The 22,946-nt window shown below is 32.7% G+C and carries 27 protein-coding genes and 1 pseudogene; 9 read left to right on the plus strand and 19 right to left on the minus strand.

Features of this window, described 5'->3' with window-relative positions; all coding sequences use genetic code 11:
- Positions 1-7 precede the first annotated feature (7 nt).
- Positions 8-1,294: a hydroxylamine reductase gene (gene hcp / locus NST14_RS17075; protein WP_002080697.1), complete on the minus strand. Its 1,287-nt coding sequence runs from the start codon at positions 1,292-1,294 to the stop codon at positions 8-10.
- Positions 1,295-1,569: 275 nt separating this feature from the next.
- Here hcp and NST14_RS17080 point away from each other — a divergent pair, with 275 nt between their 5' ends.
- A complete protein-coding gene (locus NST14_RS17080) occupies positions 1,570-2,601 on the plus strand; it encodes a hypothetical protein (RefSeq protein WP_061536207.1) in 1,032 nt (343 codons plus the stop codon).
- A gap of 583 nt (positions 2,602-3,184) precedes the next feature.
- Here the strand turns inward: NST14_RS17080 and bla2 are convergent.
- Both bla2 and NST14_RS17090 read right to left on the minus strand, forming a co-directional pair.
- Complete coding sequence (bla2, locus tag NST14_RS17085; RefSeq protein WP_229142845.1) at positions 3,185-3,955, minus strand: BcII family subclass B1 metallo-beta-lactamase; 771 nt, start codon at positions 3,953-3,955, stop codon at positions 3,185-3,187.
- A 145-nt stretch (positions 3,956-4,100) separates the two neighbouring features.
- Positions 4,101-4,382, minus strand: a complete 282-nt coding sequence (locus NST14_RS17090) for a MazG nucleotide pyrophosphohydrolase domain-containing protein (protein ID WP_001028126.1) — start codon at positions 4,380-4,382, stop codon at positions 4,101-4,103.
- Positions 4,383-4,493: 111 nt separating this feature from the next.
- Between NST14_RS17090 and NST14_RS17095 the strand changes: the two genes are divergently transcribed.
- Positions 4,494-4,784 carry a DUF3784 domain-containing protein gene (locus NST14_RS17095; protein WP_000171761.1) on the plus strand — a complete coding sequence of 97 codons (291 nt, stop codon included), beginning with the start codon at positions 4,494-4,496 and terminating at the stop codon, positions 4,782-4,784.
- A 28-nt stretch (positions 4,785-4,812) separates the two neighbouring features.
- Here the strand turns inward: NST14_RS17095 and NST14_RS17100 are convergent, their stop codons facing one another.
- A complete protein-coding gene (locus NST14_RS17100; RefSeq protein WP_000397700.1) occupies positions 4,813-5,094 on the minus strand; it encodes a hypothetical protein in 282 nt (93 codons plus the stop codon).
- A gap of 132 nt (positions 5,095-5,226) precedes the next feature.
- On the opposite strand from NST14_RS17100, the gene NST14_RS17105 reads away from it, so the two are divergent.
- Both NST14_RS17105 and NST14_RS17110 read left to right on the plus strand, forming a co-directional pair.
- Positions 5,227-5,421: a hypothetical protein gene (locus NST14_RS17105; protein ID WP_000819249.1), complete on the plus strand. Its 195-nt coding sequence runs from the start codon at positions 5,227-5,229 to the stop codon at positions 5,419-5,421.
- Positions 5,422-5,531: 110 nt separating this feature from the next.
- Positions 5,532-6,569: a serine hydrolase domain-containing protein gene (locus NST14_RS17110; RefSeq protein ID WP_000769748.1), complete on the plus strand. Its 1,038-nt coding sequence runs from the start codon at positions 5,532-5,534 to the stop codon at positions 6,567-6,569.
- Between the two features lie 36 nt (positions 6,570-6,605).
- Here the strand turns inward: NST14_RS17110 and NST14_RS17115 are convergent, their stop codons facing one another.
- From NST14_RS17115 to yeiL, 4 genes are all read right to left on the minus strand, one after another.
- Positions 6,606-6,854, minus strand: a complete 249-nt coding sequence (locus tag NST14_RS17115; protein WP_000666946.1) for a hypothetical protein — start codon at positions 6,852-6,854, stop codon at positions 6,606-6,608.
- A gap of 265 nt (positions 6,855-7,119) precedes the next feature.
- The gene (locus NST14_RS17120; protein WP_000653887.1) at positions 7,120-8,163 is read right to left on the minus strand and encodes a flavin-containing monooxygenase; all 1,044 of its coding nucleotides are present in this window, start codon (positions 8,161-8,163) and stop codon (positions 7,120-7,122) included.
- A gap of 139 nt (positions 8,164-8,302) precedes the next feature.
- The gene (locus NST14_RS17125; protein ID WP_000684268.1) at positions 8,303-9,034 is read right to left on the minus strand and encodes a metallophosphoesterase family protein; all 732 of its coding nucleotides are present in this window, start codon (positions 9,032-9,034) and stop codon (positions 8,303-8,305) included.
- Between the two features lie 21 nt (positions 9,035-9,055).
- Positions 9,056-9,748: a transcriptional regulator YeiL gene (gene yeiL / locus NST14_RS17130; RefSeq protein ID WP_000717649.1), complete on the minus strand. Its 693-nt coding sequence runs from the start codon at positions 9,746-9,748 to the stop codon at positions 9,056-9,058.
- Between the two features lie 109 nt (positions 9,749-9,857).
- Here yeiL and NST14_RS17135 point away from each other — a divergent pair, with 109 nt between their 5' ends.
- The 3 genes from NST14_RS17135 (at position 9,858) to NST14_RS17145 (ending at position 11,366) form a co-directional block, all read left to right on the plus strand.
- Positions 9,858-10,304 (plus strand): DMT family transporter, encoded by a 447-nt coding sequence (locus tag NST14_RS17135; RefSeq protein ID WP_001997926.1) that lies wholly within the window; start codon positions 9,858-9,860, stop codon positions 10,302-10,304.
- 13 nt (positions 10,305-10,317) lie between these two features.
- A complete protein-coding gene (locus NST14_RS17140; protein ID WP_000967627.1) occupies positions 10,318-10,782 on the plus strand; it encodes a DMT family transporter in 465 nt (154 codons plus the stop codon).
- An 89-nt stretch (positions 10,783-10,871) separates the two neighbouring features.
- Entirely contained in the window at positions 10,872-11,366 is a 495-nt protein-coding gene (locus NST14_RS17145; protein ID WP_033688100.1) for a hypothetical protein, read from the plus strand.
- Between the two features lie 40 nt (positions 11,367-11,406).
- Here NST14_RS17145 and NST14_RS17150 read toward each other — a convergent pair.
- From NST14_RS17150 to NST14_RS17165, 4 genes and pseudogenes are all read right to left on the minus strand, one after another.
- Positions 11,407-11,732, minus strand: a pseudogene (locus NST14_RS17150) (MBL fold metallo-hydrolase); the annotation flags it as partial.
- A 5-nt stretch (positions 11,733-11,737) separates the two neighbouring features.
- Positions 11,738-12,601, minus strand: a complete 864-nt coding sequence (locus NST14_RS17155) for a DUF4097 family beta strand repeat-containing protein (RefSeq protein WP_000608745.1) — start codon at positions 12,599-12,601, stop codon at positions 11,738-11,740.
- Complete coding sequence (locus NST14_RS17160; RefSeq protein WP_000164531.1) at positions 12,591-13,154, minus strand: HAAS signaling domain-containing protein; 564 nt, start codon at positions 13,152-13,154, stop codon at positions 12,591-12,593. The genes NST14_RS17155 and NST14_RS17160 overlap by 11 nt, the downstream gene beginning before the upstream one ends.
- Entirely contained in the window at positions 13,141-13,470 is a 330-nt protein-coding gene (locus NST14_RS17165; protein WP_001102641.1) for a PadR family transcriptional regulator, read from the minus strand. The genes NST14_RS17160 and NST14_RS17165 overlap by 14 nt, the downstream gene beginning before the upstream one ends.
- Before the next feature lie 316 nt (positions 13,471-13,786).
- On the opposite strand from NST14_RS17165, the gene NST14_RS17170 reads away from it, so the two are divergent.
- Positions 13,787-14,806 (plus strand): zinc-binding alcohol dehydrogenase family protein, encoded by a 1,020-nt coding sequence (locus tag NST14_RS17170; protein WP_000643770.1) that lies wholly within the window; start codon positions 13,787-13,789, stop codon positions 14,804-14,806.
- A 48-nt stretch (positions 14,807-14,854) separates the two neighbouring features.
- Here the strand turns inward: NST14_RS17170 and NST14_RS17175 are convergent, their stop codons facing one another.
- The 5 genes from NST14_RS17175 to NST14_RS17195 form a co-directional block, all read right to left on the minus strand.
- Positions 14,855-16,246 carry an amino acid permease gene (locus NST14_RS17175; protein WP_001284419.1) on the minus strand — a complete coding sequence of 464 codons (1,392 nt, stop codon included), beginning with the start codon at positions 16,244-16,246 and terminating at the stop codon, positions 14,855-14,857.
- 495 nt (positions 16,247-16,741) lie between these two features.
- A complete protein-coding gene (locus NST14_RS17180; protein WP_076856361.1) occupies positions 16,742-17,290 on the minus strand; it encodes a hypothetical protein in 549 nt (182 codons plus the stop codon).
- 133 nt (positions 17,291-17,423) lie between these two features.
- Positions 17,424-18,530 carry a DUF456 domain-containing protein gene (locus NST14_RS17185; protein ID WP_229136670.1) on the minus strand — a complete coding sequence of 369 codons (1,107 nt, stop codon included), beginning with the start codon at positions 18,528-18,530 and terminating at the stop codon, positions 17,424-17,426.
- Between the two features lie 9 nt (positions 18,531-18,539).
- A complete protein-coding gene (locus tag NST14_RS17190) occupies positions 18,540-19,007 on the minus strand; it encodes a hypothetical protein (RefSeq protein ID WP_000005770.1) in 468 nt (155 codons plus the stop codon).
- Positions 19,008-19,265: 258 nt separating this feature from the next.
- Positions 19,266-20,465: a multidrug effflux MFS transporter gene (locus tag NST14_RS17195; RefSeq protein ID WP_000757989.1), complete on the minus strand. Its 1,200-nt coding sequence runs from the start codon at positions 20,463-20,465 to the stop codon at positions 19,266-19,268.
- Positions 20,466-20,831: 366 nt separating this feature from the next.
- Between NST14_RS17195 and NST14_RS17200 the strand changes: the two genes are divergently transcribed.
- Entirely contained in the window at positions 20,832-21,398 is a 567-nt protein-coding gene (locus NST14_RS17200) for a DUF5823 family protein (protein ID WP_229142846.1), read from the plus strand.
- A gap of 43 nt (positions 21,399-21,441) precedes the next feature.
- On the opposite strand, the gene NST14_RS17205 is transcribed toward NST14_RS17200, so the two are convergent.
- The gene (locus tag NST14_RS17205; RefSeq protein ID WP_229142847.1) at positions 21,442-21,666 is read right to left on the minus strand and encodes a hemolysin XhlA family protein; all 225 of its coding nucleotides are present in this window, start codon (positions 21,664-21,666) and stop codon (positions 21,442-21,444) included.
- A 320-nt stretch (positions 21,667-21,986) separates the two neighbouring features.
- The gene (locus tag NST14_RS17210) at positions 21,987-22,265 is read right to left on the minus strand and encodes a hypothetical protein (protein ID WP_000865011.1); all 279 of its coding nucleotides are present in this window, start codon (positions 22,263-22,265) and stop codon (positions 21,987-21,989) included.
- Between the last annotated feature and the right edge of the window lie 681 nt (positions 22,266-22,946).

Below are 22,946 nucleotides of genomic sequence, written 5' to 3' on the forward strand. Positions count from 1 at the left end.
CCTCTTGTTACGATAACATCATATCCATATCTTCTGCTGCAGTTGTAATTAATTTCAAACCGAATGTTTCTTGTAATACATCGAGCACGCCAGCTGAAATAAATTCAGGTGCCTTTGGACCGATGCGAATATCTTGAATTCCAAGACTAAATAGCCCAAGCAAAATAGCAACCGCTTTTTGTTCAAACCAAGATAAGACAATGCTTACTGGCAATTCATTCACTTCGCATTGGAAAGCATCAGCTAAAGCAGCCGCTATTTTCACTGTAGAAATGGAATTATTACATTGTCCTAAGTCGATGTAGCGCGGAATCTCGGTACCAGGTACAACGCCGTAATCCACATCATTGAAGCGGAACTTTCCGCAAGAAGTCGTTAAAATCACTGTTTCAGGCGGAAGTGACGTTGCTAATTCACGATAATATTCCCCGCCTTTTCCTGGTGCATCACAACCTGCGATGACAAAGAAACGCTTAATCTTTCCTTCTTGTACTGCCTCAATAATTTCTGGGGCTAATGATAATACTGTATGATGATGGAACCCTGTTACTAACTGTTCATCCGATTCCATATGTACTTCTGGAAGTTCTAGCGCTTTTTGAATCAATGGTGCAAAATCATCATTTTCAATTTTTTCTACGCCCTCTAAACCTGCAATATCATACGAAAAGAATCGATCAGAGTATGATCCTTTAATTGGCATAACACAATTCGTTGTCGCTAATATGGCACCTGTAAATTTTTCAAAAAGGCGTCTTTGATCATACCATGCCTTACCGATGTTTCCTTTTAAATGTTTATATTTTTTCAGCTGCGGATAACCGTGCGCTGGTAGCATTTCAGAATGCGTATAAATATTAATTCCTTTTCCTTCCGTTTGCTTTAATAGTTCTTCTAATGCAAATAAATTATGGCCTGTAACTACAATAGCTTTACCCTCTACATGGTTTTGTGTAATTTGAACAGGCTCTGGCACACCAAAGTGATTCGTATGTGCCTCATCTAACAACTCCATTACTCGTAAAGCTGATTTCCCAACTTTCATAGCCATATCAATATGTTCTTGTTCATTAAAATTAGAATTTGTTAATGTCATGTACAGTGCTTCTTGCGTCGTAGCATCTACAAAAGCATCCGTATACCCTAGCTGAGCAGCATGCGTACGATAAGCCGCAATTCCTTTTAACCCAAAAACAATCGTATCTTGTAAACTCGCAATCGTTTCATTCTTGCCACAAACACCCATTACTTTACATCCGCCTGTTGGGGTTTGCTCACATTGATAACAAAACATATCATCCCACCCTCTCCCAATCATTCATTACACCCTAAGCATAATATCCATTGAAAAAAAGTGATGTGATATCAATCACAATAATATATAAAGATTTGTGACAGTTCATATTGTTGACATAATATTTTTACTATATCCTGGCATTCATACTTGCACATGATTTATTTGCATCATATATCGGTACACTTTTAAGGAATACAAATATCCTATCCACCTAACATTTCACAAATTTTTCCTTACTAATGGTACAATTAAAGTTATGGAGGGACAATATGATGGTATATATGATGTTTTATTACGGAATACTGTTTCTTATACTTGGTATTGCAGTATTTCTGTTTATTATGGCTGGGGCACGAAAAATTAGGAATAAAAATCTTTCATTCGTATTGATCGGTTTAGGGATAAATATACTTGCAAGTCCAGTGGCACTTTTTATAGGGGGGATGGCAACAGATTCTCCATATAGTACTGCACTTGATTTTTGGAAAGGATTTTTCTTTATTCAAGGAATACCTCTTTTCTTACTACTTATAGCTTTCGTTTGGTGGTTTATTTGCCCGCCAAAAGTAACAGTTCAAACGAGTATTGAAAAAGAACTTGAACAAGATAGTAAAAGCACTAAGAAAAAAAGGAAAAGAATCCGTCCAATTACTGCCTTACGTATTGTAATTTCGATTATTTTAGTAGTGGGCTGTTTGTCTTACATTTTGTATTTACAGGACATTACACTAGAAAAAAGTCATTCTCCAAATAATAAAAATACGATTAAAGTAGTGAAAATAGATTCAGACTCTTCTCATGGTTCCTCTCCTGTCAGAATTAAATACGGCTTATGGGAACATTTTGACATAAGTATTGCAAATGAGGGAGAACGCCTCGATTCCTCAAACGTTTTCGTAGATTGGAAAAACGATTATGAAGCAACGATAACACTACGAGGAAAAGAATCCGTACCTGAAGTTGTGGAATTTAACATATCAAATAAATCCAATGGTCCTGTTTTTAAGAAGGTACAAAAAGTGGTCAGTTCCTTTACCTTTCAAAAAAGTGAATCTCCAAATCTCATAAATATTATCGAGCTTAGAGAAACAATAAAATCAAAAGGACCAAGTCCCAGCTCAACTGTAAGAATCTATTATGGGAAAAGAGGTAGCATTTTAGAAAAATATAAAGAGGTCACTCTTAAGGAAATGTATACGACAGACAACTTCAATATCAATTGGAGAAACGATGAACAAGTACAGGTAGAAGTAATAGAGGAAAATGTAGTAACATCTAGCATCGTGATTGATTTATCAAAATGAATCTATTTTTCACATATTATAACTGCGTTCTATCCGGCACACGAGAGATACATAGTATTTACAAATAAAGTGAAACTTTAATCAGTGGGGGGGGCATCCCCCACTAATTATTAGTTGAACCAATCGGACTTTTATGGGCAGTTGATCCCCCACCTAACTTCTTTGCTTTCGCTGAATTTTGAGGTGGGGGTCTTACTGCCCATTAAAGCGGGATAAATAAATTTATAGACTGATGAGTCACCCCTTTCTTTACAATACATTTACACTATCTTAACATCGTTTACATTATTTATATGATATATTTATATAAAATCTACTTAATAAATTTCATGTACATTGTTATCTTTATAATCTCTGATTTAATTGATAAGAGATTATGTTATATTTTTTATACCAGGGGTGAATGAGGATGACTGAAACTTTAAAAACACTTATTATGCTTGATGCTACTTACGTTGTTATCGCAATTATGACGGTACTGGTATTTGTATACTTGGAATTAAAATCTCAGTAACGTATGCGGACTTCGCATTTAAATATAGTTAGAAGAAAGCGAGGAGAAAATTGTTTCTCCTCGCTTTTTTTATTTCAACAAATCCAATGTATGTAAAAGTAATCCTCTATCCCCTACTTCTCCATGACCAGGCACTACTAAATTTATATTTCCATATCGCTTCAGCACATTTTCAATCGATGTGGACCATTCATTTACATAAGCATCAGCAACATTTCCTAAATCTTTCGAGGACGCAGACTTAACTAAACAGCCTCCAGCTAAAATTTGATATTGTGGCAACCAAACAACAATATTATCTTCTGTATGTCCCTTCCCTGGATAAAATGTTTCTACTTTCATATTTCCAAACTTCAAATTTGTAACGCTTTGTAAGTCTCCAAGTGGTTCTTCATATCCATTTTTCTTTGCTAATTCCGCAGTTAACGCTGTACTATGCGCTTTAATGCCTCTTTCTTTCAATGTTTTCATTCCACCAATTCGATCAGCGTGTGCATGTGTAATAATGACATCTGTTACGCGCTTCTTAAATTTCTTTTCTACCATCTCTATTAATTCCTTCGTTAACTTATCATCCCAAGAAGAATCAACAAGTACTAACCCTTTAGAAGTATTAAGGACTAAACCGTTCGAAGGAACTGCTTCTCCGCTAAAATAACCTAACTCCGTATGAACCCATACATTTTTGTTTAACTGAGAAATCAAAATAGTTCCTGCCTCATTTTTTATTACTTTATGCTCTACCGTTCGTTCTGCTTGTACAGAAGAAATTTTACTAACAAATGGAGTTATTCCTAGTAAACTAACACATACCCCTAATTTTAATAATGTATTTTTCATTTTCTCCACCCTTTCTTTCAAACAAAATAGTTATTACCTATAATAGACAATTCATCTTCAGTGTTTGTTCCATCTTTTCTTACATATTTTTTTCATACCATTAATAAAAAGCGCACAAAATTTTGTACGCTTTTTAACTTCCCTTTTACCATTCACGTTTTTTATTAATCATCATTTTTTCTTCAAATGCCTTCTCCAAATCAATTTCTAACTTGTTTGCTAAATCACATATATTCCAAATGACATCAAACATTTCTAAACCGATTTCTCTTTTTGCATCTTGTATTTTATCGCGCTTTAATATAACTTCCGCTAATTCCCCTAATTCCGCCATTGTATACATTGTACGCTCTTCAATTGTTGTATCTTGAAATCCTTTTTCTTCACTGAAATTTGATACATATCTCTGGAATTCCACAATATTCATACTTAATCCCCCTTCATGATACATACTCCATTTTCTATTACACTTATATTTTGTTAAATTATAACATTCATACTATAATTGATTTATAGCCCTTTAACGGAGGTGTTCTCAATGACTCTCTTCGCTTCCCCATCATTATTCATACTAGCAATCATTTCATTTGCACTAGCTTATTTCATCGGAGTAAAACAATACACTTGGCTCTTATCAGGATTCAATGAACGCCGTGTACCAGAAAAAGATAAGTTATCAAAAATAGTTGGTCTTTATAATTTAACTGCTGGTGTTATTGCCACAATTGGTAGCGTCTTCCTTACTCCTAATGTAAAAATCTTATTTCCTATCATTATAATTGGACACTTTATAATCGCTGCTTATGTAAATACACGCATGGTGCAGTGAAAAAAGATCACCCACACGGATGATCTTCTTATAATTTATCAACATATTGCTTCGCTTCTAGTAAAGAAAAACCAAAAGCTTCTCTTACTCTCTTAACTGCTGTAACTGTTTTTCCTTCTTCCATAAGCTGCCGCAACTCTTTATTAATTTCCGGTTCTCTATCTACAATTCCCATTTCTTTCGTAATTAGCTGTAACCTATCTTCCATTCGCTTTAAACGCGCATCCGTTTTCTTTTCAATTTTATTTAACTTTTCAACGATATAAATAAACCCAAAGATCGCTATCGGTATGATCATCCAAAATTCCATGACTATCCCTCCTCACTAGCTTTCATTTGTTTTATTTCACTAACTTATGTAAATTTTACCACGAAACACATTTAATGTATAATAGTAATATACAACACTGTTGATAAACCTTTTATTTCAGGGGGACACTTTATGAAAAGATTTTTTAAGACGTTACTACAATTTGTAGTTCTTTCAATTGCACTACATTTATTATTTGATATCGTTGGCTGGCTTGTTTTCAAGGCGCCAATTCAAAACAAACAAATCATTATTTCATTAATTACAGCCTCATGGCTTATGTACATGTACCGCGATAAATTTTTTAAAACATTCACTTCGAATTAACTAAAACACTTCATCTTTGATCGATGAAGTGTTTCTTTTTCTCTCATTCTCTCTATTTACTACTGTATAATAGAACTAACATTCTGTCTTTTTCGACGAAAGGAGTCACTATGAAATTAAAAAGTAACAATATATACGAGAAAATGAACCAATATTCCATTGTAGGTTTAAGTCTTGCTGTTATACACGACGGCAAGCTAAATGAAACAGCTGCTTTCGGAACACTTGAATCTGGAACAACTAGAACTGTTACTACAGATTCCATATTCAATTCTTGTTCTATTAGCAAATTTATCACCACAATTCTCGTACTAACATTATCCGATCAGAAAATCGTACATTTAGATGAAGACGTAAATGATAGACTCACATCTTGGAACATCCCTACTAATCTATTTACTTCACAGAAAAAAGTCACATTGCGAAACTTGTTAAGTCACCAATCTGGAATCATTGACCCACCTAATAGTTTTGAACATTATACACTTGCACATGGGCAACCAAGCATGTCTAAACTCCTTGCCGGTAAAACACCATATTGCTCCGTACCTATAGAAGTAACTTATAAACCAGAAAGCGAATTTCACTACTCGGATGCAAACTTTTGTATAATCGAAATACTACTTGAAGATATAACTGGAAAGCCATTCAACCTTTTACTAGAAGAATATATATTTCAACCACTGCAAATGGAAAATAGTACAATCTTCTCTCCTGAAGACATAGATAAAACCGATGCTTTTGCTTGCGGACATAATAAAGATGGCACCGTTACAAATGAGAAGTATCCATTTTATCCATTCGCAGCTTCTTCAGGTATTTGGACAACACCAACTGACTTATCAGCTTTAGTTATTGAAATCATTCATTCCTTACAAGGAAAGGGTAAACTAAAACTTTCTCAAAAAACAGTACAAGATATGATTTCTCCTCAAGGTTGCTCAAAATGGACGGGACTAGGTGTTTTTCTGGATGATTCAAATGAAGACTTACAAATATATTCACTCGGATGGGGCGTGGGATTTCAATGTATGATGGTTTGTTATCCATACCGGGGTAATGGTGCTGTTATTATGACGAACACTGACTTAGGTGTTCATCAAATGGAAGGGATTATTGGTGAGATTTTAAAAACGTTATCCTTATAATGAAAAAGAAAGAAGCTGTTCCTTTCAGCTTCTTTCTTATATAACATTTTTCGCAACAATTTTTATATGTTCTGGTGCGATAATCTCCGTTATACTTTCTTGGAAATCTTCCTGCAACATTTCTTCAATATGTTCTAGCTGCACTTCAACATGTGTGCATTCTAAATTATGTATATTTAAAAGTGCATAATGATCTTTTTTCTTTATTACTAAATATTGATTTTCTTCTGTTACAAGTACAGAACCTAATCGTACTCCTAGTAGGCGTTGATCATCAAACTTCACAGCCATCCCCCTTACTTTATATGTAATAAAATAACATTTTATGTAATCTACTCTTTATAAACTATATCATAATTTATTAAAATATAAATATCATATTTCTTTTTACTAAAAACTCCCTATTCTTTTATATATTTCGATACAAAAAACTTTCTCAACACGAAATTAGAATTTTCAGTTTTTATTCTTATGAAAATCAATTATAATAAAGTCAATAAATGTTTGACCTCTCCTAATTCATGTACATATGGATGATCAGTAGTCGCTGCTACTGATCTATTTTTTTGATTTCAGAAAGTAAATACGCCGCATCCTTTCCTACACCACAAATAAGTGCAGAACCTCTTTGAGACTGCCATGGCAAGCCGATATAATATAATCCTCTTACTGGACTTATTCCTTTTACATGATTAGGCAATCCATTCTCATCCACTGCCTTTTCTATTTCAATCCAGTTATAGTTCTGAATAAAGCCTGTTGACCATATAATGCTTTCTGCACTATATGTTTCACCGTTCTGAAACATAATGTTATTTTCTGATGCACTTACTACTTTTTCTTGTAGTTGTATTGATCCATTACGAATGAGTTCCTTACCTTCAAATCCAAAAATGGGATCCTTTCTCTTTTGAAACCATTTCCCCCTCTTTGTATTTACTTCGGCGTACAATAAACCCAATTTTTCTAACCAATTGAAAATACTTTTTCTAAAAAGATGTAACGGTAAATACGTTAAAGGATGACTAATAGACAGTGTAACTTCATGAGTTTTTGCCAGTTCTACTGCAATTTGCATTCCTGAATTCCCGCCACCTACTACGAGTACTTTCTCCTTAGGAATTTGTGATGGTGATTTATATTGTGATGAATGTATTTGAAAAACATGTGATGATAGATTTGCTGAAACTGAGGGAATAAACGGTTGCTGAAAACCACCTGTTGCGATAATAACTTTTTTCGTTTGTAAAATTTCTGTAGGGGTATGTAATTCGAATATATCTCTTTCTTTCTTTATTTTAAAAACTTTAGTTTGCAATTGGATCGGTAATTGAAAATGTCTTGCATATTCTTCTAAATACGTTGCAATTTCATCTTTATATGGAAATTCATTTTTTTCATCTATTAACGCCATACCTGGTAAACTACTGTAAGGCCGCGGAGTAAAAAGCTGTAAAGAATCATATCGATTTCTCCATGAATCACCAACTCGGTTTCCTGCCTCAAGTAATAAAAAATTATACCCTTCTTGTTTCAAGTAATATCCCATTGTTAATCCAGCTTGACCCGCTCCAATAATAATTAGATCTTTCATTCTAATCCCTCCTCTTCTCAAATATATGAATACTTGTTCATATATTCATACGTTTCCATAATCATAACATTTTATTTTTATATAATTCAATATGTACTCAAAATAAAAAAGAGCAGTTTACCATAAAGTAAGCTCCCCTTCATTCTATCTTCCCAGTCTTTATCGCCTGTGCCCAATCATGCCTTTCATGTTGAGTAGCTAACCGAGCAGCTTCTTCCCAATTATACGGAACTGAAATTTGTTCAATTATCCATTCTCCCAAAACCTCTTCTATCACTACATATTTTGCATGCGGAGTTCCTGATTCCATTTTATGCATAACAGGTAACTCATCTTTGTATGCTGGAAGTCCTACACTCCCCGGATTTATAACGATTTTTTCGTTTGCTAAATATACAACTCTAGGAATGTGCGTATGACCGCATACTATTATTTTTTGCTCAATATTTTGGAGTTGATCCATTATATTTTTTTCATTCTTTAATATCGCACCATTTTCATTCATCTCTTCTAACAAATACACTTCATCTGAAATTGGCGTACCATGACAACATAACATATCTTCTATAATAAATTGTGACGGATGTTGTTGTAACCAATCTATATGATTTTTTGTTAATTGATTTTGGACAAAAGTTAGTGTAGCCGACTGCTCTTGTATAGGTTCCCAAAGCATGCGATCACAGTTCCCCTTAATATGTACCATCTCGTTCTTCATTAATATTTCAATGGTCCCTAAAGGATCTAACGGCCCATACACACTATCTCCTAAATTTATTATCATTTCGACCTTGCGACGTTCCAAATCTTTTAATACTGCTTGTAAAGCGTGACTATTTCCATGAACATCTGAAATGATTGCTATTTTCATCTAAATCCCCACTTTACTATATTATTTATAAACATCTGCCGCCAATTCTCTCAAAACATCCACATTCACTACTTCAAAGCATCCATTGTTTTTCTTTATAATCTCTTTATCACAAAAAATATTTAATGTACGTAATAGATGCCGATAACTCGTTCCTAACAATTCCGCTGTTTCCGTTAAATTCCCACTAAATACAATTCTATTTCCGTGCTGTACTGCCCGTTCTCCTGCTGCTAACATGTAACTCGCAAGTCTATTTTCAAGAGGATATAGTAAATTAATGGTACTATTTTTTGAAAGCCGATTTAACTTATGCGCTAACGATCCGCAAATACATCGTAAAAATTTCGCATCATGAAATAGTTGATTTCTCACTTTCCCTAAAGGCAAACCAACACAATATGAATCTGCCATCACTTGTACGTTTGAAGTTGTCTTTTGAGAATGAATTAACTCTACATCTCCTAACAGCTGCAAGCTATCATAAAAGCATAATAATACAGATTTCCCGTTACTTAATGTATTAAACGCTTTCGCTTTTCCTTCAACGAAGAAAAATAAATAATCTATCTCTTCATTTTCTCTACAAATAAACTCATTCTTCTTAAAAAATATAAGTTCCATATATGGTTTCATATCATTACTAAAAAATGAGTCAATATTATTTTGTTTCATATACTCTGCTAATTTAATAGAATTACATATTTTCTTCATAGTTCCCCCGCCTTTACAACTACTCCCCATTGTAATCAAAATTTTCTCCTTCCACTATGACATATGTCATAGTAATACACAATTTTAGCATGATACAGTCATTACAAATATGAAATACAAAGGGGATATTACATTGTATAACTTTCTTTCTGTCTTTATTGGTGTGCTCATCGCCGTTATGCTTCCATTGAATGGGATTTTATCTGAGTTAATTGGCAAGTATACAGCAAGTATCGTCATTCACCTTGTCGGTTTAATTGCAGTTATTTTCGTTTTAATCATAAACAAACATAAAATCCATTTTGATAAAAGCATTCCATTTTTTTTATATAGCGCTGGAGCGATTGGAGTATTCACTGTTCTTTTTAACAATATAAGCTTCTCCGTCCTTGGTGCCTCTATTACGATTGCATTAAGTTTACTCGGTCAATCCATTGCTTCCATCGTTATTGATCATTTCGGCTTATTAGGAATGAAAGTTGCAAAGTTTGAAAAGAAAAAACTAATTGGATTATGTTTCATCTCTTCTGGAATTATAATCATGACAATTTATTAATGGGGGCAAGAAAATGTTATATGTTACGATCGCTATTTTAGCTGGTGTTTCTATCGTCGTTGCTAGAATTATTAACGCGAATTTAGCAAAAGAAATTGGAAATTGGGAAGGCACTTTTTTTAATTATATTACTGGATTATTTTTCTCTATATTATTTTTAATGTTCAGTTCAGATTCATTGTACATTCCAATGCATACGTTACAGTCCATTCCTATCGCTGTATATTTAGGCGGATTAGTAGGTGTTATTGTCATTTCATTATCCAACTATATTACCCCTAAAATATCAGCATTCTATTTAACGTTACTTATCTTTATCGGACAATTATTTGCAGGAACTATCATTGATTTCTTCCTAACAAATGAACTCTCAACTGGAAAGATTATCGGAGGTGTTTTCGTATTAATTGGGCTTACTTACAATTTACTCGTTGATCGCCCTCTTAAAACTGTTAAGAATAGCCACGTTCAACTATAATACTTTACGCTTACCTATCATATATTAATAGAAAAGCTCTTCATACGAAGTAATAGAGAGGAGAATATTCTATTAAGAAAATTATTTTACTGCTTTGTAGCACATTGATTATTTGTGGGATTATATGGTTTGTAAACTCTGGAAAATCTATTCAAGACTTCTATACAGAAAATAAGCCAAAGAAAAAAGCTACTATTATTTCAACGCAAAGGGATTCAAATGAGCCCCCTGTCTTCTTAGGAAAACAGGAAATAAAAGATATACATGTCGAATCCATTAAAACAAAAAAGGATATCTTCCTCACAAAAACAGATGAATTAAAAACATTTATTAATAGTATGGATACCGCAAAAAAAGGAAAATTAACATTAGATGAAGAAGGATCAGATTTAATAGATTGTGATATGTGGATTACCTTTGAGGATGGAACTTATAAAAAATATTTCATATGGGTAGTTGATCATCACAGTAACGAAGTGATGATTGCTCAGCAAGATACTCCTGATGATGTAAACCTCAAGTACTATCAATTAAATGAAGATAGCTCAAAAAAGGTTTATAACTTATTCAAAAAAATTATTTAAACGAAAAAGTCATGAGCACGTAAGCTCATGACTTTTTGCACTATACATATTCAGGAAACACTTTACAACCCTTTTCCTGTTCTATATCATGTCCAAAGAAAATAATTGGTTTCTCTTTTGTCACAACTTCTTTTAAACGTTTAATTGAAGATAAAGCTAATTCCGAATCAAATCCCGCAAACGGCACTTCATCTTCAAAATTCTCTTTCGTATAAGATGCATCAATCGTTAATAGTACAGGACCGTTTTTTCCGTCTCAATTAATAATGACTGATGTCCTGGAGAATGTCCTGGTGTATACAATAACCGAACACCAGGTACCACTTCATAATCACCTTCAATAATTTTGCAGTTTAAATTTGGCAGATATGCTATTGTTTTTCCACTGTAATATTTCCGTTATGTGTATTTAATTTAATTACATTTTCTCCTTTTCCAATAACGGTATTTCCATTATATTTATCAAGGATATTCGCTCTACCATTATCAACAGCAACATTAAATTGAACATTAGTTGGTTCTTTTTCCGTTTCAATATTAATTTTTCCATTGTGAGTCGTAAAATTGAGATTTCGATCCAGTTCATTCGTTTTCAGAGTAAGACTTCCATTTTTAGTTTGCCCCTCTATTTCACCTTCAACATGGTCTAGCATTATTCGTCCGTTGTTCGATTTCACATGAATATTTTGTGCCAATACATCTTTGAAATCCATAATTCCATTGTTTGTTTCCGCGATAATTTTTGGCGAATTGATTTCTCTTAATTCAACACGTCCATTGCTTGTATTGATATTAAAATTTGTTGCGTTTAGTTTTTTAGCAGAAACATAGCCATTATTATTGGAAACTTTTAATAATTCATATTGTTTTTCAGGTAGATACACATTTAATGTTAATGGCGCCAACACTTCAGAAATATTAAAGTTGAACCAACTCTGTTGTTTTTCTTTATAAGAAATAAGAAGCGTTGAATCTTTCTCATCCGTAGCTAATGTTCTTTTTACGTTTGGATTAACCTCACCATCTAATTTTACTTTCACGTTACTACCTGTTGTAGGGTTGATGTTAACACGAACATTATTCGTATCGATAATGACGCTTGACACATTATTATTAATGACCTTTTCTTCTGAAATTGGTACCCCAGCAATTGAACGATAAGTGAATAAACTTCCGATAATACCAATAATGAAAATAATACCTGCAATGATTGAGAAACTCTTCTTATTTATCATGCTTCAAACCACCTTTTACTAGTGCTATATTGAACTTTAAATAACGAACAAATCCTTTCGTTGCTAACTTCGTTAAAAATAACATAGCAATAACAATGAAATATCCAAGTCCACAAAGTGCTAAAGAAACGAAAAGATTAAATAACAAGAATGTATTTGGATGTATAATCGTATCAACTAAAACAAGTAATGGTGCACCTAAAAATGAGATACCTAGAACCCAACCTGAAAAAATCAATGCCGCTAATGTAATTGCAGGTGCAAGTACGATTAACAAATTGAAAAAACCTAATCCAATTACTGCCCAAATTGCACGAAAAACATTTCCTGTTGTTGCACTTGTTGTTACTTTCTCAATATGATAATCTGCTAATAACTCTTTGGCGATTTGAGCTGGAGAACCTAATGAAGCTACAATTTCTTCTTCCCTTTTCCCTTCCTCTAATCCGAAAGTAAAATGTTCTTCATAATCTTTTAAAATATCTGCACGCTCTTTTTCAGATAATCTTTTTAGAGATGCATTTAATTGTTGTAAAAATTCATTTTTCGTCATTACTTACACCTTCTTTTATTAATTGATTGACACCTTGTGAGAACTCATTCCATTCCCTCAAAAGTTGGTACAAATACGTTCTACCTTTATCCGTCAGCGTATAATACTTCCTTGAAGGACCTTCTGAAGACTCCTGTAAATACGTTGTAAAATATTCTTCTTTAGTTAATCTACGCAGTAGAGGATAAACAGACCCTTCTGATATTTCAATTCGATTGGAAATACTTCGAACTAATTCATACCCATAACGGTCTTGCTTATCAAGTAAGACAAGAACACAAAGTTCTAAAACTCCTTTTTTAAATTGTACATTCAATATTCATTCACCCTATTCTAATTGATGTTCACTACTATTTATTATTCAGTACTGTTTTATAATAAGTAACCACAAGTATAATATAACACTCGGTATTGTTCATTGCAAGGTACACTGGAAAAATAAGTATAACTTTCATCCAACGCCTATAAAATCAAAACGATGGCGGATCCTCTCCAGTTACACGGTACTACATGATGCTGAAACAGGCATTTTACAAAATAGAAGAGACTTAACTTTTTTACATAATGACACTCCACCTACTATAATAAAAATAAAAGAGTAAATGACTCTTACTTTAATGGAGGGAATACAAATGAAAGCAATTGGTTTACATGAATACTTACCTATTGAAGAAGAAAACAGTTTAATTGATATGGAAGTTGAAAAACCTGTTGCTACAGGAAGAGATATACTCGTTAAAATTAACGCTATTTCCGTTAATCCAGTTGATACAAAAGTTCGCTCTCCGAAAGATAAAAAAGAAGAAGTAGCGAAAATACTTGGCTGGGATGCGAGTGGTGTTGTTGTACAAACTGGCGAAAGTTGTACGTTATTTAAAGAAGGCGATGAAGTGTTTTACGCTGGAAGCATTACGAGACAAGGTACCTATAGTGAATACCACCTAGTTGATGAAAGAATTGTTGGTAAAAAACCAAGAACGTTAAGTGATGCTGAATCTGCAGCACTTCCGTTAACAGCTATTACAGCTTGGGAAGGTTTATTCGAACGTTTAGGTATTGATTATAATAAGAAAGATACGAACTCCTTTAAAAACATTTTAATTATAGGCGGTGCTGGTGGTGTAGGTTCAATTGCCATTCAACTTGCGAAATGGGCCGGACTAAATGTTATCACAACTGCATCCCGCAATGAAACGATACACTGGGTTGAAAAATTCGGTGCCGATTATATCATTAACCATCACCAACCTTTACAAGAACAAATATTAGAGTTTGGGCTAAAAGATGTAGATTATATTTTCTGCCTAAACAATACAGATCAACATTGGCAAGCAATATGTGACCTCATTAAACCACAAGGAAAAATTTGCTCTATCGTAGAAAATGAACACCCTCTTGAGATGGGCATTTTAAAAAGTAAAAGTGCTACACTCGTTTGGGAATTTATGTTTACAAAAGCGATGTATGAAACTGGAGACATGATTACGCAACACGAACTATTAAATAAAGTAAGCGAACTACTAGATGAAGGCATTTTAAAGACTACTTTAAATGAAACATTCACACCAATTAACGCTCAAAATGTAAAAAAAGCACATGCCCTGCTTGAAAGCGGAAGTACAATTGGGAAGATCGTTTTAGAAAAGTTTTAATAACAAAAAGTCCGATTTCCAAATAAGAAATCGGACTTTTTACTATCTTTATTTACTTGAAATCTCTTGATCATTTTGAACGTCTAACGGAGTTCGCTTCCCTATTCCGAAAGCATAGAAACTAATTGTAACGATAGCTAAGAAAATAATACCTACAACTAGTGAAATGCGCGTATCATCGTTAAACCACATTCCGATTAATACCATAATTAAAAAGGCAATTGTTAAATAGTTTGTAACAGGAGCAAACGGCATTTTGAACGGATGATCTTTCATCTCTGCTCCCTTTTCTTTTCTAAAATTAATTTGGCTAATTAAAATGACAAACCATGGTACCATACCAGGAAGTACACTCGCACTATATACATATACGAATAAGTTTTTTGGTGCAATATAACTTAGAACTACACCGACCGCTAAACCGATAATTACGCCAACTGTACCGAATAAAGGTACACCATTTCCAGAAAGTTTCGTGAAATATTTCGGTGCTTGTCCATTTACACCTAACGTATATAGCATACGACCAGCACTATAAATACCACTATTACAACCAGACATTGCTGCTGTGATAACAACGAAGTTAATAAGTCCCGCAGCTGCCGTAATACCAACTTTCGCAAAAGTTGCTACGAACGGACTTCCAATTGTACTTAATTGATCCCACGGATACACAGTTACAATAACGAAAATCGCACCGATGTAGAAAATTAAAATACGCCAAATTGTACTTTGAATCGCTCTTGTAAGTGTCTTCTTCGGATCCTTCGCTTCACCAGCAGTAATACCGATTAATTCCACACCTTGATACGCTCCAACTACAAGTGATAATGCAAAGAAGAATCCAGAAAAACCACCTGTAAAGAAACCGCCATTTGACCAAAGATTCGATATGCCAATCGCTTCTCCACCGTTACCAATTCCAAAGAAAATAAGTCCAAATCCCGCAATAATCATTAATAGAATCGTAACGATCTTAATCATCGCAAACCAAAATTCAAATTCACCAAATGACTTAACAGAAATTAAGTTAGCTGCGCCAAGAATAACCATTGCGATTACACCTGGTATCCAAGCTGGTAAATCCGGGAACCAATATTGCATATACGCCCCCACCGCGATAATCTCTGACATCCCAACGATAACCCACTGGAACCAGTTACTCCACGCTGTCATGTAACCAGCTAACGGGTGAATATACTTATGACCGAACGTTGCAAATGATCCTGTACTTGGCTCCATATACAACATTTCTCCCATGGCACGCATGATGAAAAAGATAAAAATACCTGCAATTGCATACGCAAGCATAACTGACGGACCTGTCCATTTAATTGTGCTGGCTGACCCCATAAACAAACCAACACCAATTGTTCCGCCTAAAGCAATCATTTGAATATGACGTGCTTCTAAACCTCTTTTCAATTCTTTGTTTGCCACTTCACTTCCCCCTCTTAGATGATTCATAGCCGCATTTTAAAACAAGATGCTTTCCCCTAATTCCTTTCGGCCCTGAAAATGATGAAGCAAACGTCATTTTACACTAGCTTTAAAGCTATCCTAAAATCGTTTTTCTGCTTCTTATAAAATTCTCAAAACCTTTCATCTTCCAACATTCTATAAATCTTAAAATTACTTACCTTATATTAATTCATTAATCTGAAAAATTCAATTATTTTTTCAATAAATTATTATACATAAGTCTGATTAATTTTTAAATAAATTAACAATAAAATACATCTATTCAATATGATTCCGGTATAAATATTATTACAATATAAATAACCGAGGAAATCATATCCTCCTCAGTTATTTCACTACTTATAGTTTGTACTGTAATTGCTTACACATACAATTAACGCACCACGCCGAGACTTAATATATTAATAGAACTACAAAGTCACTAGCTTCTACACCTCTTATTTATTCCATCTCCTATTTTAAGAAAAATATAACTACACTTAAAACAATCAACAATACTCCGGAAAGTGGAAAACTTTTCTCTTCAAATTTTATCTTTTCCTTAATAATATCTTTTATTTTTGTCTTTATATCATCTGGGCATTTTCTAAATAAAATATTAGTTGTATGTAATGGTCTATTTAATATTCGAATTTTAACAGGAGAACCTAATAAATATATATTATTTTTCTTCACAGTAAATTCTATGTTCGCTTCAGTTAACCCTTCTTTCACTAATATATTCACTTGGCTAGAAGGTAGATTAAATACTGTGTAATCGTTAAAAGCTAATCCTCTAATGTCGAAATGTGAGTATACAAGAATAAAAGTTATAAACAACAAACATAGTATCAATATAGTTTTTGTCAATGAAAGTTGCTCTAATACATAGGAAGATGTTGTCATATAAGCACAAAAGAATGCCATCAAATTACAAAGATAGTGATTTACAATGAAATTTTTTCGTATAACTATTATAAATCCGGAAATGATTAGTAGAATGCATACTAAATTCATTAACATATTTTCACCCTCCAAAAACTATAATTATACAACTTTGTTATATTTTAATACCTATTACATATTCATACCTATAATTATTTTCATAAAATATAAAAGAGTCTCATTAAAAAATGAGACTCTTTTATAAATAAACTTACGGTTGTTGTAAAAGCAAACTATTTTTTCTATACTCAAGTGCCAAATCATGTACCCTTTCCATATTTTTAAAGTAGAATACATCTTCTTCATTAAGTCCCACTAATGTGTATGCAATTTTCAGTGAGTATGGTGCAATTTTTCTATTTAATTTACTCCCTACATATACCCCAGCTACTACACCTATCACTGTACCGATACCAGGTATTGCTATTGTACCTAGTGATGATCCCACAACACCTAAAATTGTATTGATGCCAAACCTTGAAAACAGAATTAAAGCTTTCACTGCTCCTAGACGTGCTTTGTCAGTAGCTTGTACTTGTTTAAAATCTCTATTCACCGAGGCTAAATCAAAGAGTAGTCTTATCCCTAAAACTATTTCTGTTGAATATGGTGCTAATGCAAAAACTTCATCTGGTAAATCAATTCCTAAGTTTTCCCTCAATGTTTCCAATCCATCTTGTACATCTTGTGTAAATTCATAACTTGAGATATCGATTGGAATAAATTGTTCCTGTAATTCCGGTTTTGCAGCGAGAATTTTTTCTCGTATTTCTGAACTAGTAGCATAATAAACATCTGGATTAGATTGCATAATATTAGACAAATGGTTTGCTTGCGCAGTATCCATCATTTTCACCTGAATTAACATTTCTTCCCCGTTTTCTTGGCTAATACCTTTTATATCCCATATAGGTTGGTTGGCACTCTCTGCGATAGTAAAATCATAGTCCGGATATCTTTCTGATAAATTATTTTGGACATAATATTCAAATTGCTTTCCTTTAACCCCATTTACAAAACCAGTAATAGAACTTTCTCCCTTTTCATAAACTTCTACATACTTTTCATAAAGAGATACACCACTATTAGAAAGTTGTGGATACTGGGAAGCATATGCAGCAAACAACTCATCTGGAACATTTCTTGTTTCAAGTATTTGATAACCTATTATTGATGAATATATGCCTGCTTGTAGCACAACATCCCTATCTTTTAGTGTTTCTAAATGAGAAAACATCTCTTCTTTTGATAAATCACTTGATGTGGATGCTGATTTCGGTATCTTTTTTAATGACTCCAACATTTGATAAGATTTCATACGTACACCTCATAGAGTAATTGCAATCATAGATAGTATTATTGCAATTAAAACACCTATATTGACAGCTACATTCCCTTTATTATTCCCTGTAACTCCTAAACTTTTATTCACTTTTTCCAGAACTTTTTTTACTTCTCTAATCTCTTCCTCTTGATTCATCAACATACTTTTCATTTCACTAATATGTATATCTTGTTCTTCTATTTTAGCAGTTAATTTACTTATTTGTTCCATCCGTTTAGATGATTCGTTTTTTAACTTCTCATGTAAACTATCAATTTCCTCATTATTTTCATCTATGTTTTCTTGTAACAAAGACATAGATATTAAATTTTTATCAAATTGAGCTGCCAAGTCTGTAATCATTTCATGGTTTTTTACAACTCTCGGTATTAATTCTTTATTTATTTGATCTTGCTCTTCCCAAAATTTTAATTTCTCGGCTATTTTAATTTCTTTAGATACTTCACTCAACAAACGTTCGCTCCTTCTAATATATATATATATATATATATCAATTCTAATATATAAGTAATTATAATAAAAGAATATCCTCATCACAACTACATTACCCAAAAAATGTTAAACTTAGGAATCTATTTGAATGAAAAAACTATTTTAGATGTGCTAAAACAAAAATGCTCTCCAAAAAAATTTTGAGAGAGCATTTTTATCTTTATACTTAAGGGTTAATACCTTTACACAAAATAACGATTTGTTCCCATTTTATTTTCAAATCGTTTTTGAAGTTTGTTTACCTAAAATAAACACTTTAGTAAACACCATCATGATAACGACTATAGCTAGAAAATAAAGTGGCATCACTATTAATGAGCCTGTATGAAGCTCGCTCATTCCCAAAATTATCATTGTTACTACTATATAGTACCCTAGGCTAAACAATGCGCCCGCTGTACCAATGACATCTTGAAAATCTACTAATGCTAAACTTAAACAGTTAGGTAGCGCTACTCCGATTCCTAATAGCAATATAAACATCGCTACTAAAAATACAACCATATATATTGCATTCGGATTTGGTCCAACAAACGTAATAACAGATAAAAGGATAGCTCCTCCTGTCATTACGAGACAACCGATATATATAATTTTCTCTGGTTTATAAGTAGCAAGTAAACGTTTCGAAACTTTCGCTCCAACAATAGAAGCAGACGCTACAACAATTCCTAGAAATCCATACATACTAGGCGATAATTGAAAGTATTCAATAAAGATAAACGGTGCTTCTGCATAATAGCTAAATAAAACACCATTTGCTCCTCCAATTAATAGCCCATACGTTACTACTTTCGGATTTGTAATTAACTTCTTTAAGACTGCAAACACATTTATTTTATTCGTTACCGAGTCCGTTTTTGTTTCTGGAAGAGAAACAAACGTATACAGAAAAATACCGATACTCATAACTACTAAACTTAAAAATACGATTTTAAATCCAAACATTTGATCAAGAAAGCCACCAATTAACGGTCCTATCGCTGGTGTAAAAGCAATAACTGCCGAAATTTGAGCAAACATAACGTGGCGCTTATGCCCCTCTACACTTTCACGTAGAATCGTTTGTGTCACAACTGATCCTGCACTTGCTCCAAACGCTTGAATAAAACGACTTACCAATAAAACTTCAATGGAATTTGTAATAAAGCATAAGAAACTCCCAACGCCATATACGACAATTCCAAGTAACATTGCTGGGCGACGGCCAATTATATCTGATAACCATCCAATAAAAAATACACCTAAAGCAAATCCAGCAAAATACACACTAAGCGTTAACTGTACCTCATTATTACTTACATGTAACGCCTTTGAAATGTCCGGTAAAGACGGTGTGTAGATCGTTTCACTAATTTGCGGAAATGCGACAAGAATAATCATTAACAAAAGTGATGGTACTGAGACTTTTTTCATTTTTCATACCCTCCTATAACTTTGAAAATCTCAGAAATAAAAAGACTTTCCTTAGCTACGGAACAGGAGGGGCCATGATAGAAATTCGCTCATAAAACAACAAAGAAAACACCTCAATTACGTATGTTAATACTTATAGGAGGGTAATATTAACATTGATTTTTTAAATACACTTTTTCAATTATATTACATATTGCGTTTCTTTTTCTATTATTCGGCCTTGGCAGATTTATTAAAGAGATACCTTGAATCAACAACCTTTTTACGGAATAATTAGAAATAGTTTGAATCAATAGATTTAATTATTAAACGATAGACTAGCATATTTCTAATTTCGCCAAGCTTACAAACAGGAGGACTTTCGTAATGATTGAAATTTTAAGGACAGTAATAAATTTCCTAATCTCTCTATTCTCAGGAGAATTACCAATTGTATATTATGTATGGATTATCGCTTTATTTGTCATTCAAATAATCCAGGCTACTCTCAGCTATAAGCTCTTTAAAAAGAAAGACAATTTCAGCACTTATATATCGGAAGGATTACTCGCTTTTATTATTTTATTGTTTGGAGGAATATTAGTATCTAAGTTACTTGCCTACATAATAGACGATCCTACTATTAGTATGACGAATGTAACACATTATTTTGTTTCTCTTATCATATTAACTATATTTATCGTAATAACCTGTGTTAAAGACTTTATAGAGACATCTATAAAGAATAAAAATATATCTCTTTTGAGCTTTTTAGTAATTTCCTTACTAACAAGTATACTTTCGTTCAAGTTTTTATTACCTTTAATTGAAGGTTCTTTTTCTCTTTCTAAATCTTTTATCACTACTTTAATCATTCTTGTAACTATATCAATCCCTCTATTAATTTCCTTAGAGGATAAGTATGCAGATGAAAAGGAAACGGAAAATTTATAGTTTCTTATTTATTTAAAAGAAAGAGGGAGCTCCCCTCTTTCTTTTAAATCATCCCTTTTAATATCAATCCTAAAACTGACATTATTATCGCACTAATAATAATTCGCAAAATCCAAGTTGTATTTGTACTTATTTTTTCTAATTGCTTATTAATTGTTGCTATGTCTTTCTCATTAATAGTGGTACGCGTTTCTAAATTTCGAATGTCTCTCATCATTTCTTTTTGCTCCGCCTTGAGATTGTCAATTTTAGCGTAAACATCTTCCATATATCCACACCCTCTGTTCATCTTAATAGAAAAATCTATATATATTATGAGACAACCCTCTTACCGGTGAATACATTCCGTATATGTGCGCACCAAATTATTTGTACAATCTAATTATGTTTCCATTCTTCTATATTTAAATTAGCGTTAGGATAAATTAAATATAGAAAAGGAATCCCTTGTTTATGTAACAGCAAACAAGGTGCTCTCCAGCATATGAGAGCACCTAAGATAATTTCTATTGTTTTCATCACCATTTTCATGTTTACTAACTCAATATAGTCAGTATGATTTTATGAAGAGTCTACTTTGTTAGCTGCTTAATGTATACTAATAGTAATACGAAATAGTTCCATTGATAAACTCTCTAGAACAATAAATATACTGGCGGAAACAGACCTATACCCAATATTTTTTCCAGTAACATGAATGGTTATTTCTGATAGATGTGTTTGTATATCATTGTTTTCAAAAATTCCATCCTCAACCTTTACAATATCTGCTTCACAATCTACTTCTTTAAAAGTTTTCAGTAATTTTGTTTTTAATAAACTACAGTCAAAGTTTTCATCTTTTATTACAGCAAATTTAACCTTCATATCGATTTCCCCATTTTTAGCAAACTAAAATCATTAAATCTATATAAATATATATTATTCTATTAAACAATTCAAAATATATGTTTCTTATAAACCATTACTAAATTCCAGTTCTAAGGCTTTATATAAAAAAGAAAACAAAAAAAGTGAAATTCTAATCATTAAGAGGGGTATCTATCCCCCACTAATTGTTTAGTTGAACTAACCAGACATTTACAAGATTAAAAAATTACTCTTTCAATCGCTAAACTAATTAATATATAATCCCCCTGTTTTCAGTGGCTCAAATTTTTTCATTTTTAATTCATGGATTCTGAGAACTTTTTGCTTTAATATTAATTAGTCGCTTCTTAAATTCTGTAATATTGGAAATAACTATATAGTGAAACAAATTAACTATTAGGAGTGCTATTGATGTTTGATATACTTCGTCTCTTAATTTTTTTTCTCATTGCTATCTTTTTATTTTTCTCCATAATAATGGAATTTAAAAAACCTCAAAAAAGTGTATTTTGGTTTTCGATTGAAGTCTTATCTCTTCTAGGAATTGTAATGCTTTTTAAAGATTTTTTATCAAAAATATAACTTAACCCACGAATAATCACGTGTTTCAAATACGATATCTTTATCTGTTGAACGACCTTATCTCTCGTTAAAAAATCTTGTTTTCACCCTATTTCT

Source organism: Bacillus sp. FSL W8-0519, from assembly GCF_038005585.1.
GTDB lineage: Bacteria > Bacillota > Bacilli > Bacillales > Bacillaceae_G > Bacillus_A > Bacillus_A paranthracis.

Bases quoted from the DNA above. Each gene is read 5' to 3' on its own strand.
- hcp (WP_002080697.1), bottom strand. From the start codon at position 1,294: ATGTTTTGTTATCAATGTGAGCAAACCCCAACAGGCGGATGTAAAGTA.
- NST14_RS17080 (WP_061536207.1), top strand. From the start codon at position 1,570: ATGGTATATATGATGTTTTATTACGGAATACTGTTTCTTATACTTGGT.
- bla2 (WP_229142845.1), bottom strand. From the start codon at position 3,955: ATGAAAAATACATTATTAAAATTAGGGGTATGTGTTAGTTTACTAGGA.
- NST14_RS17090 (WP_001028126.1), bottom strand. From the start codon at position 4,382: ATGAATATTGTGGAATTCCAGAGATATGTATCAAATTTCAGTGAAGAA.
- NST14_RS17095 (WP_000171761.1), top strand. From the start codon at position 4,494: ATGACTCTCTTCGCTTCCCCATCATTATTCATACTAGCAATCATTTCA.
- NST14_RS17100 (WP_000397700.1), bottom strand. From the start codon at position 5,094: ATGGAATTTTGGATGATCATACCGATAGCGATCTTTGGGTTTATTTAT.
- NST14_RS17105 (WP_000819249.1), top strand. From the start codon at position 5,227: ATGAAAAGATTTTTTAAGACGTTACTACAATTTGTAGTTCTTTCAATT.
- NST14_RS17110 (WP_000769748.1), top strand. From the start codon at position 5,532: ATGAAATTAAAAAGTAACAATATATACGAGAAAATGAACCAATATTCC.
- NST14_RS17120 (WP_000653887.1), bottom strand. From the start codon at position 8,163: ATGAAAGATCTAATTATTATTGGAGCGGGTCAAGCTGGATTAACAATG.
- NST14_RS17125 (WP_000684268.1), bottom strand. From the start codon at position 9,034: ATGAAAATAGCAATCATTTCAGATGTTCATGGAAATAGTCACGCTTTA.
- yeiL (WP_000717649.1), bottom strand. From the start codon at position 9,748: ATGAAGAAAATATGTAATTCTATTAAATTAGCAGAGTATATGAAACAA.
- NST14_RS17135 (WP_001997926.1), top strand. From the start codon at position 9,858: ATGAAATACAAAGGGGATATTACATTGTATAACTTTCTTTCTGTCTTT.
- NST14_RS17140 (WP_000967627.1), top strand. From the start codon at position 10,318: ATGTTATATGTTACGATCGCTATTTTAGCTGGTGTTTCTATCGTCGTT.
- NST14_RS17155 (WP_000608745.1), bottom strand. From the start codon at position 12,601: ATGATAAATAAGAAGAGTTTCTCAATCATTGCAGGTATTATTTTCATT.
- NST14_RS17160 (WP_000164531.1), bottom strand. From the start codon at position 13,154: ATGACGAAAAATGAATTTTTACAACAATTAAATGCATCTCTAAAAAGA.
- NST14_RS17170 (WP_000643770.1), top strand. From the start codon at position 13,787: ATGAAAGCAATTGGTTTACATGAATACTTACCTATTGAAGAAGAAAAC.
- NST14_RS17180 (WP_076856361.1), bottom strand. From the start codon at position 17,290: ATGTTAATGAATTTAGTATGCATTCTACTAATCATTTCCGGATTTATA.
- NST14_RS17185 (WP_229136670.1), bottom strand. From the start codon at position 18,530: ATGAAATCTTATCAAATGTTGGAGTCATTAAAAAAGATACCGAAATCA.
- NST14_RS17195 (WP_000757989.1), bottom strand. From the start codon at position 20,465: ATGAAAAAAGTCTCAGTACCATCACTTTTGTTAATGATTATTCTTGTC.
- NST14_RS17200 (WP_229142846.1), top strand. From the start codon at position 20,832: ATGATTGAAATTTTAAGGACAGTAATAAATTTCCTAATCTCTCTATTC.
- NST14_RS17205 (WP_229142847.1), bottom strand. From the start codon at position 21,666: ATGGAAGATGTTTACGCTAAAATTGACAATCTCAAGGCGGAGCAAAAA.
- NST14_RS17210 (WP_000865011.1), bottom strand. From the start codon at position 22,265: ATGAAGGTTAAATTTGCTGTAATAAAAGATGAAAACTTTGACTGTAGT.